The organism is Azospirillaceae bacterium, from assembly GCA_028283825.1.
Classification (GTDB): Bacteria; Pseudomonadota; Alphaproteobacteria; order Azospirillales; family Azospirillaceae; genus Nitrospirillum.
Genome location: JAPWJW010000005.1, coordinates 721735 through 733557, shown reverse-complemented (window position 1 = coordinate 733557; position 11823 = coordinate 721735). Strand labels below are relative to the sequence as shown.

12 protein-coding genes are annotated in these 11823 nt (G+C 67.4%); 3 read left to right on the top strand and 9 right to left on the bottom strand.

What is annotated here, in order from left to right; translation table 11 throughout:
• The first annotated feature begins 38 nt into the window (after positions 1-38).
• Both PW843_29765 and PW843_29760 read left to right on the top strand, forming a co-directional pair.
• The gene (locus PW843_29765; GenBank protein ID MDE1150757.1) at positions 39-1316 is read left to right on the top strand and encodes an MFS transporter; all 1278 of its coding nucleotides are present in this window, start codon (positions 39-41) and stop codon (positions 1314-1316) included.
• 105 nt (positions 1317-1421) lie between these two features.
• Positions 1422-2474, top strand: coding sequence for a LacI family DNA-binding transcriptional regulator (locus PW843_29760; protein MDE1150756.1), 1053 nt, complete (start codon positions 1422-1424; stop codon positions 2472-2474).
• Positions 2475-2763: 289 nt separating this feature from the next.
• On the opposite strand, the gene PW843_29755 is transcribed toward PW843_29760, so the two are convergent.
• The gene (locus PW843_29755; GenBank protein ID MDE1150755.1) at positions 2764-3027 is read right to left on the bottom strand and encodes a hypothetical protein; all 264 of its coding nucleotides are present in this window, start codon (positions 3025-3027) and stop codon (positions 2764-2766) included.
• 46 nt (positions 3028-3073) lie between these two features.
• Positions 3074-3874 carry a helix-turn-helix transcriptional regulator gene (locus PW843_29750; protein MDE1150754.1) on the bottom strand — a complete coding sequence of 267 codons (801 nt, stop codon included), beginning with the start codon at positions 3872-3874 and terminating at the stop codon, positions 3074-3076.
• A gap of 172 nt (positions 3875-4046) precedes the next feature.
• Between PW843_29750 and PW843_29745 the strand changes: the two genes are divergently transcribed.
• Positions 4047-5276, top strand: coding sequence for an MFS transporter (locus PW843_29745; GenBank protein MDE1150753.1), 1230 nt, complete (start codon positions 4047-4049; stop codon positions 5274-5276).
• On the opposite strand, the gene PW843_29740 is transcribed toward PW843_29745, so the two are convergent.
• The 7 genes from PW843_29740 to PW843_29710 form a co-directional block, all read right to left on the bottom strand.
• On the bottom strand, positions 5273-6751 hold the full coding sequence (locus PW843_29740) for a SulP family inorganic anion transporter (GenBank protein ID MDE1150752.1): 1479 nt from the start codon (positions 6749-6751) through the stop codon (positions 5273-5275). The two genes, PW843_29745 and PW843_29740, sit on opposite strands and share 4 nt — an antisense overlap.
• Positions 6752-7047: 296 nt before the next feature.
• On the bottom strand, positions 7048-7620 hold the full coding sequence (locus PW843_29735; GenBank protein ID MDE1150751.1) for a DUF296 domain-containing protein: 573 nt from the start codon (positions 7618-7620) through the stop codon (positions 7048-7050).
• A gap of 41 nt (positions 7621-7661) precedes the next feature.
• On the bottom strand, positions 7662-7871 hold the full coding sequence (locus tag PW843_29730) for a tautomerase family protein (GenBank protein MDE1150750.1): 210 nt from the start codon (positions 7869-7871) through the stop codon (positions 7662-7664).
• Complete coding sequence (locus PW843_29725; GenBank protein ID MDE1150749.1) at positions 7864-8754, bottom strand: 2-hydroxy-3-oxopropionate reductase; 891 nt, start codon at positions 8752-8754, stop codon at positions 7864-7866. The genes PW843_29730 and PW843_29725 overlap by 8 nt, the downstream gene beginning before the upstream one ends.
• 148 nt (positions 8755-8902) lie before the next feature.
• A complete protein-coding gene (locus PW843_29720) occupies positions 8903-9301 on the bottom strand; it encodes a type II toxin-antitoxin system RelE/ParE family toxin (GenBank protein ID MDE1150748.1) in 399 nt (132 codons plus the stop codon).
• Positions 9270-9575, bottom strand: a complete 306-nt coding sequence (locus tag PW843_29715; GenBank protein ID MDE1150747.1) for a type II toxin-antitoxin system ParD family antitoxin — start codon at positions 9573-9575, stop codon at positions 9270-9272. Before PW843_29715 ends, PW843_29720 begins: the two co-directional genes overlap by 32 nt.
• A gap of 120 nt (positions 9576-9695) precedes the next feature.
• Positions 9696-11807, bottom strand: a complete 2112-nt coding sequence (locus tag PW843_29710) for a S9 family peptidase (GenBank protein ID MDE1150746.1) — start codon at positions 11805-11807, stop codon at positions 9696-9698.
• Positions 11808-11823 lie beyond the last annotated feature (16 nt).

Below are 11823 nucleotides of genomic sequence, written 5' to 3'. Positions count from 1 at the left end.
ACGCTTCCCGGTCCGGCCGCATGACGGCCCAGCCTGAAATGAAACCTGAAACCGATGCGGTGGTGGTTCTGGCTACCGCACCGGCGCCCGGCCGGCGCCCCCTGGGCTGGGTCCCGTGGCTGGTTCTGGCCTGCGTGTTCGTCGCCACGGCGCTGAACTACGCCGACCGGCAGAGCATGGCCCTGCTGAAGCCCATGATCGACGCCGATCTGGGCTGGACGCAGGCCGACTATGGCCTGGTCATGACCGTCTTCCAGGCCGCCGGCATGGTGGCCCTGGTGGGGGCGGGCTGGTTCGTCGACAAGGTGGGCCTGCGCTGGGGCTATCCCCTGGCGGTGGCGGCGTGGAGCCTGGCCGCTATGGCCCATGCCGGCGCCCGCACCATGGGGCAGTTCCTGGCCTGCCGCGTCATCCTGGGCGTGGCGGAGGCCGCCAACACCCCGGCGGCGGCCAAGGCGGTGGCGCGCTGGTTCCCGGCCGACCGCCGGTCCACCGCCATCGGCCTGATGAACGCCGCCCCCAACGTGGGTGCCGTGGTGACGCCGCTGGTCCTGCCCTGGCTGGCCGTCCATTGGGGCTGGCACGTCACCTTCATCCTGACAGGTGCGGCCGGCCTGGTGTGGGTGGCCGCCTGGTTCCTGCTGCCGTCCGACAGGGCGGCCCCCGTCCAGGCACGGACGGCACCGGTTCCGGCGGAACCCGGCTGGTCCTGGGGCCGCCTGTTGCGTGACCGCCACTGCTGGGGCGTGGCGGGGGCCAAGTTCCTAACCGATCCCGTCTGGTGGTTCATGCTGCTATGGATGCCGGACTTCTTCCATCAGCGTTTCGGCCTGGACATGGGCCATATCGGCGCGCCCATCGCCACCGTCTACGCCATGGCCACGGTGGGCGCCCTGGCCGGCGGGGCCGTGCCCAGTTGGCTGCTGCGCCGGGGCGTGACGCCGGACCTGGCCCGCCGCATCCCCATGGCGGTCTGCGCCCTGCTGGTGCTGCCCCTGCCCTTGGCGCTGACGGTGGACAGCCCCTGGCCGGCGGTGGCGCTGGTCGGCCTGGTGCTGGCCGCCCACCAGGGCTTTTCCACCAACATCTTCGCGCTGGCGGCCGACGCTTTCCCGGCCCGCACGCTGGGCACCGCCATCGGCATCGGTGCCCTGGGCGGCAATCTGGGCGGCGTCCTGATTCTGCAGGCCACCAGCTGGCTGGCGGCACGGGGCGGGTACCAGCCGCTGTTCCTTTACTGCGCCGTCGCCTACGTGCTGGCTTTTCTGCTGCTCAGGGTGCTGCTTCCACGCCGAAAAATACCACCCTTTAGTTGAGGTGTGGGCACCAAAGGGTCGCACCGCCATTGCTTATGGCGTGAACCTCTGTGATGGTGGGCGAAGTATGATTTTTCACAACCGTCCCACGGGATCGCTTTGTCGATGACGCGCAAGCCGCCACCGCGCCGCCTGTCCCCGCACAAAAGTTCCACCGCGGGCGACGTCACCATCAAGGACATCGCCCGCCATCTGGGCCTGTCACACGCCACCGTTTCCCGGGCGCTGAACGACCACCCCGCCACCAATGAACTGACCAAGGCCCGCGTGCGCGAAGCCGCCCTGGCCCTGGGCTATGTCCGTAACGCCGGGGCGGAAATGATGCGCGGCGCCAGCAGCCGCCTGGTCGGCCTGATCATCCCCGACATCCAGAACGAATTCTTCAGCGCCGTGGCCAAGGGCCTGGCGCAGCGCTGCGCCGGCCAGGGGCTGCACCTGGTGCTGGCGGTGTCCGAGGATGATCCGGAACTGGAGCGCACCCACGTCATGGCCCTGCGGGAGGCGCGGGTGGCCGGCTTCGTCATCAGCCCGTCCCAGGGGTGCAAGGATGCCACCAAGGCCCTGCTGGCCGGCCTGCCGACGGTGAAACTGATCCGCGACGTGTCCGGTCTGGCCGGCGGCTTCGTCGGCATTGACGACCGGTCGGGGGCATACGCCGCCACCCGCCACCTGCTGGCCCTGGGCCATACCCGCATCGCCTTCGTCGGCGGGCCGGAGGCCATCAGCACCGCCAAGGACCGGCTGGCCGGCTATCTTCAGGCCCTGACCGAGTCCGGGGTTCCCCGGGATCCCTCCTACATCTATCTGGGCCCGCCGCGGCCGGGGTTCGGGGAGATCGCGACCGCCCACATCATGTCGATGACGCCGCGGCCCACCGCCGTGCTGCTGGGCAGCGCACGGCTGGCCCTGGGCGCCTTCCTGGCGTTGCGCCGGATGGAGGTGCCGCTGCCCGGCCAGTTGTCGGTGCTGAGCTATGGCGATGAAGAGGGCGCTTCGCTGGGTGGGGTCACCGCCATGGCCCTGCCGGTGGCGGATATCGTGAACGCCCTGGCTGAACAGCTGTTCAGCCTGATCCAGGGCAAGGATGCCCAGCCCACCTCCGCCACCTTCCCGCCGGCGCTGCTGGTGCGCAGCAGCACCGGCCCGGCACCGGCCTGATCCCGTTTCCCGACCCGTCCTTTCCCGGTGGCGTCCCCCGCCATGAGGCGTTATAGCGGACGCACACGCCCGCGCGGCCGGAGGGGCACCGTCCGCCGCCGGTGGGCGACTGGAAAGGAACAGGGGATCTGATGACCGATACCGCGCCCGCTTCGCCCACGCTCACCGCCGCCCATATGCTGGGTGAAATGGCATGGCTGATGAGCCAATCGCCGCAGCACCGCGGTTTCACGCTCTATGACCTCAACTGGATGGTCATGCCGGCGCTGCTGCACAACCAGTTCCGCATCTACAAGGGTGGGGACAATGCCGGACAACCGGCGGGCATGGTCACCTGGGCTTTCCTGTCCGAGGCGGTGGAGGCCCGGCTGCTGGCCGGCGACACCCAGCTGTCGGCGGAGGACTGGAAGTCCGGCGACCGCTGCTGGATCATCGACGTGGTGGCGCCCGACGGTACTTTCGACAACAAGCTGGTGGCCCAGATCATCGACGACATCCGCCGCACGGCGCTGAAGGACCGGACGGTGAAGCTGCGCCAGATGCACCCCACCACCCGGCAAGTTCGTCGTTTCCGAACTGAAGGGCTGAGACAGCCTCGTTCAGGCGTTGAGATACCTGCTGGGCGGCACGCCCAGCAGGCGCTTGAACATGGCGGTGAAGGCGGCCGGGCTGTCATAGCCCAGATCCAGCGCCACGATGGTCACCGCCTCCCCCGCCGCCAGGCGCGGCAGGGCGGCGAACAGGCAGACCTGCTGGCGCCATGCTGCGAAGCTGAGGCCGGTCTGCTGCCGGAACAGCCGGGTGAAGGCCCGGCGGCTCATGCCCAGCGCATCCGCCCAGCCGTCGATGGTGGCGTGCGGGTCGGGATCGGCCAGGAAAGCGCGGCAGCGCGCCGCCAGCCGCCCGTCCGACGGCATGGGCACCGCCAGCGGCAGCACCGGCAGGGATGGCAGCTCATGCCGCAGCAGGGCCATGATCATGCCGCCCCGGCTTTCCGGCGCCACGTCCACCGGCAGTTCCGCCGCCTCCAGCAACAAGGCGTGCACCAGGGGCGACATGCCCAGCACCTGGCATAGCGTGGCGGCCGGGTCCAGGCAGGCGGGATCGCGTGCCGCCGGCAGCACCAGGGGATCGACGTACAGGCTGCGCATCTGGGCCGGGCCCGCCACCACCTCCACCTCGTGCACCACGCCGGCCGGGATCCAGACGGCCCGTTCCGGCGGTACCATCCAGGTGCCCTGCGCCGTTGCCACCGTCATGATGCCGCGGATGGCGTACAGCAGCTGGCAGCGCCGATGGCGGTGCGGCGGCAGGTGATGGCCGTGGGGATAGTCGTTGCCGACGGCGAAGACCGGCTCGGGCGAGGTCTCGAAGGTTTGCGACGGCACATTGCGCACCATGATCCGTCCCCCAACTGTTCCGCCCCGGCAGGATTGGCCCATCCGCGACATAAACTGGCCTACAGTCGAAAGCAGGCCGCATCCACGCAGGCTAGCTTCCCCATCGGCGGCCGGAATGCAAGCCGCCCGTTGAGCGCGGGACAACCGCCGACTGTTTAGGGAGTGTCGCCTCGTGAGCCAAGCGCAAGCCGTTGTTGAACCCGCCCAGCCCACCGCTGCGGCCCCCGTGTTCACGGTGCTGGGCGCCATCAGCTTCTGCCATCTGCTGAACGACATGATGCAGTCCATGCTGCCGGCCATCTATCCGATCCTGAAGGACAGCTTCGCCCTCAGCTTCAGCCAGGTGGGCCTGGTGACCCTGGTCTATCAGATCACGGCCTCGCTGCTGCAGCCGGTGATCGGGCTTTACACCGACGCCCGCCCCAAGCCCTATTCCCTGTCGGTGGGCATGGGCTTCACGCTGGCGGGCCTGCTGTTGCTGGCGACGGCGCCCAGCTTCCCGCTGGTGCTGCTGGCCGCCGCCCTGGTGGGCACCGGGTCCTCCGTCTTCCATCCGGAATCCTCCCGCGTCGCCCGCATGGCGTCGGGCGGCCGGCATGGCCTGGCGCAGTCCTTGTTCCAGGTGGGCGGCAACGCCGGCTCCGCCCTGGGGCCGCTGCTGGCCGCCTTCATCATCGTGCCGCATGGGCGCGGCAGCATCGCCTGGTTCTCCCTGGCCGCCTTCCTGGGCATGATGGTCCTGGCCAGGATCGGCCTGTGGTACCGGCGCAACACCAAGCCCAAGACGGCCAAGGGCGTTCGCGAGGATCTGACCGGCCTGTCGCGGCGCCAGGTCGGTCTGGCCTTCGCCATCCTGCTGATCCTGATCTTCTCCAAGTACGTCTATCTGGCCAGCATCACCAGCTACTTCACCTTCTATCTGATCCAGACCTTCGGGCTGTCGGTGAAATCCGCCCAGTTGCACCTGTTCATCTTCTTAGGCGCGGCGGCCGTGGGCACCATAGCCGGCGGCCCCATCGGCGACCGCATCGGGCGCAAGCATGTGATCTGGTGGTCCATCCTGGGCGTGCTGCCCTTCACCCTGATCCTGCCCTACGCCAACCTGTTCTGGACGGGGGTGCTGAGCGGCATCATCGGTGTCTGCCTGGCCTCCGCCTTCCCGGCCATCGTCGTCTATGCCCAGGAACTGATGCCGGGCAAGGTCGGCACCGTGGCCGGCCTGTTCTTCGGCCTGGCCTTCGGCATCGCCGGCGTGGCCGCCGCCGCCCTGGGCTGGCTGGCCGACAGCGCCGGCATCACCACCGTCTACAAGGTCTGCGCCTACCTGCCGGCCCTGGGCATCCTGACGGTGTTCCTGCCGGATATCGAGACGGCGATGAAGCGGGCGAAACGGGTGGGCTAATGCCCGCCCGTCGCCACCGCCCCCGGCTTGTCGTGCCGGCCCAGGCGTTCCACCAGGGTCTGGCTGGCCTGGTTCAGGCCGATGATTTCCACCGGCCGGCCGTGGTGGCGGAACTTCAGCACCACGCGGTCCAGGGTGTTCACCGCCGTCAGGTCCCAGAAGTGGGCGGCGTGGACATCGATGACGATGCGTGCCGCCGCCTCGCGGAAGTCGAAGGCGTCCTGGAAGGCCTGGGCGGTGGCGAAGAAGATCTGGCCGGTCACCCGGTAGGTGCGGACGCCCGTGCTTTCATTCAGGTTTGAGGCCACGCCGAAGAACCGCGCCACCTTCTGGGCGAAGAACACCCCGCTCAGCAGCACGCCCACCAGCACGCCGCGCGCCAGGTCGTGGGTGGCCAGCACCACGGCCACGGTCGCCAACATGACGATGCTGGAGGTCTTGGGGTTGGTCACCAGGCTGCGGATGGACCGCCACTGGAAGGTGTTGATCGACACCATGACCATGACGGCCACCAGGGCCGGCATGGGGATCTGCTTCACCCAGGGGCCCAGCACCACGATCAGGAACAGCAGGAAGATGCCGGCCCACAGGCAAGACAGGCGGCCCCGTCCGCCGGAGGTGACGTTGATGACCGACTGGCCGATCATGGCGCAGCCCGCCATGCCCCCGAACAGGCAGGAGACGATGTTGGCCAACCCCTGCCCCCGGCATTCGCGGTTCTTGTCGGAAGTGGTGTCCGTCATCTCATCGACGATGGCGGCGGTCATCAGGCTTTCCAACAGGCCCACCATGGCCAAGGTCAGGGCGTAGGGCGTGATGATGCCCAGCGTTTCCCAGGTCAGCGGCACCTGCGGCAGGCCGAAGGCCGGCAGCGCGTCCGGCAACTGGCCCATGTCGCCCACCGTGTGGAACTTCCATCCCATCACCATGGTGGCGCCGGTCAGCAGCACGATGGTCACCAGCGGCGACGGCACGGCACTGGTCAGGCGCGGCAGCAGATAGATGATGGCCAGGCCCACCGCCACCATGGCGTAGACCTGCCATCCCAGGCCGATCAGTTCCGGCAGTTGCGCCATGAAGATCAGGATGGCCAGGGCGTTGACGAAGCCCGTGACGACGGAGCGGGAGACGAAGCGCATCAGGTCGCCCAGGCGCAAATACCCGGCGATGATCTGGAACACGCCGGTCAGGGCGGTGGCGGCGAACAGGTAGTTCAGCCCGTGGTCCTTCACCAGGGTCACCATCACCAGCGCGGTGGACCCGGTGGCCGCCGAGATCATGGCCGGCCGGCCGCCGGCGATGGCAGTGATCACCGCGATGCAGAACGAGGCGTACAGCCCCACCTTGGGGTCCACCCCGGCGATGATGGAAAAGGCGATGGCCTCCGGGATCAGGGCCAGGGCGACGACGGTGCCGGCCAGCAATTCGCGCACGACATCGGGCGCCCACTGGGCGCGGAAGCTTGAAACGGTCATGGGGAGACTCGAAAGAAAGGATGGGCCGCAGGTCCCGTGCGGCGCCGAGAAAACAGGCCGGCGGCCAGGGGCGGCGTTCGGCGGCTCAAATGGAAAAATGAATCGGAGAGCGGCCGCTTATGGCGGCGTGGGCCTGGCGTTCAGGGGGGCTCGATCCGTGATCATGGTTTGGTTGATACATCAAGGCCGCGCCGGGGCGCAAGCCTTCGCTGGGCGCATCTTCGTCGCCGCGGAATGAATCAAGCCGCGATGGTGGGACCATCGCGGCTTGGCGGGAACGGTCAGGACACCGGGCTTCACCCCACCGGGTCGATCAGGCGCATGCCGGAATCCGGATCGGGCTTCTTGGCCAGCGGCGCCTTGTCCACCGTCATGAACACCTCCAGCGTCGGGTTGGCGACCAGGCGCCAGATGTGGCCGCCGACGGTGCTGCCGTCGCGCCGCCCCAGGACGGTGTGCATGTGCAGGGACGGCTGGTCGTTGAAGGTGGCGACGTCACCGATCAGCGACAGCACCTCCACCTGCTCATTCACCCGGATGGGGCGGTAAAGCTTGGCCGGCAGATCCAGGTAACCCAGAACGGCACCGCTGGCCGCGCCAATGGCGGTCAGGTGCGCATCCGTCACGTGGTGCGCCGCGGCGAAGTCGGTCAGGCCGCTCAGCACCTCGTCATCCTTGTGGAAGATGATGGCGTAGACGTCCTCATCCTTGCCCTGGCGCACCAGCTTGGACTCCATGTGCGGCGCCAGCCCCTTGGCGATGGGCTGGGTGGGCGAAATCGCGTCGCCCTCGAAACCCGTTTGGGCCTGGGCGGCGCCACAGAGCAACAGGCCGGCGCTGACGACACCGGCGATCCAATAACCACGCATTCTTGCTATCTCCGCTCTCAGGACTGTCGAAATTCGGCCAATCAGCTTTTGAAAATCTCCGACGGCGGCCGGATGGTGAAGGGCAGCCCGCCCTTCGACTTATTGTCGGCGCTGGCCTCCACGATCTGGATGGTGACCAGTTCCGGGTTCATCTCGAAATTGCGGGCGACCGCCTCCGTGATGTCGCGCATCAGGGCGTGCTTGGCTGCTGTCGAGCGGCCCTCGACCGCGTAGACGATGATTTCAGGCATGGTCGTTTTCCTCAGGGTGAAGGTTCGCCAGACGGGCGAAAGTGTTGAACAGGGCGGCGTGGTCCAGCCCACCCTCGCCCTGCGCGATGGCGGACAGGAGAAGCTGCTGGCAGGCCGCCGTCTGCGGCATGGGCAGGGTCAAGGTCCGCCCGGCGGACAGCGCCAGGGCCAAATCCTTGGCGTGCAGCGTGATGCTGAAACCGGGCTGGAACGCGCGGTCCAGCATGCGCTGGCCGTGGACGTCCAGCACCCGCGACGCCGCGAAACCGCCCAGCAGGGCGTCCCGCACCCTGGCCGGGTCGGCGCCGGCGCGGGCGGCGAAGGTCAGGGCCTCCGCCACCGCGGCGATGGTCAGGCCGACCACCATCTGGTTGGCGACCTTGGCGGTCTGCCCATCCCCCACGCCGCCGACATGGGTGACGCGGGATCCCATCCGCGCCAGCACCGGCTGGACACGCTCGAACGTCGCGGGCTCAGCCCCCACCATGATGGACAGGGTGCCGGCCTTGGCCGCGATCTCACCCCCTGATACCGGGGCATCGACGTAGTCGCAGCCAAGATCACGGATGCGTGCCGCGAACCGCCGGGTGGCGACGGGGTCGATAGCACTCATGTCCATGACGGTCTTGCCCGGCGACAGCCCAGCCGCCACGCCATCCGCCGCGAACAGCACATCCTCGACATCCGGCGTGTCCGGCAGCATCAGGATGACCAGGTCGGCCCCTTCCGCCACCGCGCGGGCCGTGGCGCAAACAGCAGCCTGGGAAAGCTCATCCGGAATGGGGGAACGACGGCGCGCGACCAGAAGGTCATGCCCGCCGTCGATCAGGTGGCGGGCCATGGGACGCCCCATTATGCCCAGCCCGATGAACCCGATCCTCATCGCGGCCACCCTGGAAGGACATGCCGCTCAAATGATTGTTCCACAGCGCTTTTCCTCCTGTGCGAAGAGGACGGCAGAGTGGACCGGCGCCGCGCGGGGTGGCAATCAGCGCCGGATTATACAAATATTTTGGATAATGCCCCGGCCATCATGCCTGATTGGCCTGCCAGATGCGGTCCAGAGCTTTTCCCAACAGCATGCGATCATGAACCAGGCCCAGGATTTCGACGACATCATCCACGCCGATGCGAAAAACCAAAATGTGCCGCGGGTCCTGCACAGCACCAGGTGGGTGAGACACGTGCGCCCGGCTATGACCCAGATGATAAAGCCCAAGCTCACTGTTGGACAAAGATACCCAACGTACGGAAATCCGATGAGGATCGGATGCCACATCCATGATCGCCGTGCGGATCAACGCGAAATAGCGCCGCATCGCCAGATCGCCGAAATGGTCCCAACTCCAGTCCAGTATTTGATCGATTTCGGCCTGGGCAGGTCCGGAAATACGATAATCAACCACGCGGTGCGCGGCGGGCGGCCGCACGCTGGATCGCCCTTTCCAGGAAATCGTCCATCAGCGCCTGATGCTGATCCTCGTTTTCGACCGTGACATAATCCCCGCGTGTGATCGCCTCGATTCCGGCGTTCGCCACCTTCTCCAGCAAGGCAAGATTGGCGAGTTCAGCGACGATGTCGTCCTCGTAACGACGAAGAGCTTCCCGCACGACTTCGCTGGCGTTCTGATGGCGACCGCATGTGACCTGATCGTCCACAAAGCTACTCAGATGTTCGGTCAGGCTGAAGTTGCGGCCGGCCATGACGCCCTCCATAAAAAGTATCAAAGTTTGATATTCACACTGAGCATGGTCAAGCATGAAAAAAAGGGGCCGCCCTCGCGGACAGCCCCTTTCCCGTTTCCGGCGTGTGACGCCTGGCGCTTACTTGGCCGGCGTCTCCGCCGTCCAAATGTTCAGCCAGTTCAGCACCTCCTGGTGCCACTGGACGGAGTTCTGGGGCTTCAGCACCCAGTGGTTCTCATCCGGGAAGTAGACCAGCTTGCTGGGCACGCCCTTGCGCTGCAGGGCACTGAAAGCGCCCAGGCCCTGTTCCAGCGGGATGCGGAAGTCGCGGCCGCCGTGGATGATCAGCTGCGGCTTGGTCCACTGGGCCACGTGGTTGGCGGGGTTGAAGCGTTCATAACCGGCGGGGTTGTCCCAGACGGTGCCGCCGTTCTCCCACTCGCTGAACCACAGTTCCTCGGTGGAGAAGCCCATCATGCGGTTGTCGAAAACACCATCGTGGGTGACCAGGCACTTCCACGGGGCGTTCCAGTTGCCGGCGATCCAGTTGACCATGAAGCCGCCGTAGCTGGCGCCCAACGCGCAGGCCCGGTCGCCGTTCAGGAACGGGTACTTGGCGAGTGCCGCCGCCCAGCCCTTCTGCAGATCCTCCAGCGGGCGGTCGCCCCAATGCTGGCTGATGGCGTCGGTGAAGGCCTGGCCATAGCCGGTGGAGCCGTGGAAATCGATCATCACCACGGCGTAACCGGCGCCGGTGTAGGCCTGCGGGTTCCAGCGGAAGCTCCAGGCGTTGGCGAAGGAGCCCTGGGGGCCGCCATGGATGATGAAGGCCACCGGGTATTTGTGCCCGGGCTGATAGCCCACCGGTTTCACGACATAGCCGTGCACCGTCTCGTTGTTCCAGCCGGGGAAGCTGAACTGCTCAAAATCGCCGGTGGCGACGGTGGCCAGCTTGTCGGCGCCCACGTCGGTCAGCTTTTTCGCCGTGCCGCCGGACAGCGCCACGCTGTAGGCCTGCGACGGGCCGGCCAGGCTGTCGGCGACATAGACCACGCCGCCCTTGCCGCCCTTCACTAGGTCCAGGGCGGTCACATGCCCCTCCCCCGTCAGCGCCTTCACCGCACCCGACTTCACGTCGACGGAGAACAGCTTGGACTGGCCGATGTCATAGGCGGTGGTCAGCAGGCTGCGGCCGTCGGCGGTCCAGGCCAGGGTGTCGGCGGACCGGTCCCAGGCGGGATCGACCTCGCGCGTCTCACCACTCTTCAGGTCGCGCACCATGATGGCGAAGCGGTCGGCCTCGAAGGTCGCGCGCTTCATCGCCCGCCAGGCCAGCTTGGTGCCATCGGGACTGAAAACGGGGCCGGTGTCCATGGCCGGGTTGGCCGCCGTCAGGTTGACGGGGGCGGTGGTGCCGTCCATGGGGACCTGCCACAGGTCCAGGTTGGTGCTCCACGGTTCGGTGCGGCCGGCCAGGCGGGCGGTGAACACCACCGTCTTGCCGTCCGGGCTGACGGTGATCTCACCATCGTCACCGAAGGGCTTGCCCGGCGCGTCGCCGTCAAAGCCCTTCATCAGGGTGACGGGCGCGCCGGTGGCGGTACCCTCACCGTCCAGCGCCAGGGCGAACAAATGGTTGCGGGTGCCGTCGGCCCATTCGTCCCAATGGCGGACGAACATCTTGTCGAACACCACGCCGGTGGACTTGGCCAGCGCCGGCGCCTTGGCCGGCTTGTCGCCCGTCTCCTGCCCCGGATAGACCGCCATGGACACGACGATATGCTTGCCGTCCGGCGCCAGGTTGAAGCTGCCGACATCCAGCGGCAGGGTCGTCACCTGGGTCGCCTGGGCGCCGGTCCCATCCGTCTTCCACACCTGCTGGCTGCCGGAACGGCTGGACAGGAAATACAGGCTCTTGCCATCGGCCGACCAGCGCGGGCTGCTGGCGCCGCCGTCGGAGATCGCCAGGCGGCGCCCGGCGCCCTTGTCGTCGAGTTCCTTCAGCCACAGGGCGTGGCTTGCCTTGTTGTTATCATAATCGACGCTGCGCACGTCATAGACCAGGTCGCGGCCATCGGGCGACACGCGGGTGTCACCCAGCCGGTCAACGGTCACCAGTTCCATCGGCGTCAGGCCGTGCTTGGCCTCTTGGGCGGTGGCCGGCAGGGCGAAAAGGGCCAGCGTCAGGGCCAGCGGCGCACAGAAAGTCACCCGCCGGGCCAGGCCCAGGGCGGAAACGGATCGGTTCATCAAGCTCTCCAGAAAG

Excerpts from the sequence above, each read along its gene's own strand:
- PW843_29760 (MDE1150756.1), top strand. The coding sequence starts at position 1,422 with ATGACGCGCAAGCCGCCACCGCGCCGCCTGTCCCCGCACAAAAGTTCC.
- PW843_29765 (MDE1150757.1), top strand. The coding sequence starts at position 39 with ATGAAACCTGAAACCGATGCGGTGGTGGTTCTGGCTACCGCACCGGCG.
- PW843_29725 (MDE1150749.1), bottom strand. The coding sequence starts at position 8,754 with ATGAGGATCGGGTTCATCGGGCTGGGCATAATGGGGCGTCCCATGGCC.
- PW843_29715 (MDE1150747.1), bottom strand. The coding sequence starts at position 9,575 with ATGGCCGGCCGCAACTTCAGCCTGACCGAACATCTGAGTAGCTTTGTG.
- PW843_29730 (MDE1150750.1), bottom strand. The coding sequence starts at position 7,871 with ATGCCTGAAATCATCGTCTACGCGGTCGAGGGCCGCTCGACAGCAGCC.
- PW843_29710 (MDE1150746.1), bottom strand. The coding sequence starts at position 11,807 with ATGAACCGATCCGTTTCCGCCCTGGGCCTGGCCCGGCGGGTGACTTTC.
- PW843_29735 (MDE1150751.1), bottom strand. The coding sequence starts at position 7,620 with ATGCGTGGTTATTGGATCGCCGGTGTCGTCAGCGCCGGCCTGTTGCTC.
- PW843_29740 (MDE1150752.1), bottom strand. The coding sequence starts at position 6,751 with ATGACCGTTTCAAGCTTCCGCGCCCAGTGGGCGCCCGATGTCGTGCGC.
- PW843_29750 (MDE1150754.1), bottom strand. The coding sequence starts at position 3,874 with ATGGTGCGCAATGTGCCGTCGCAAACCTTCGAGACCTCGCCCGAGCCG.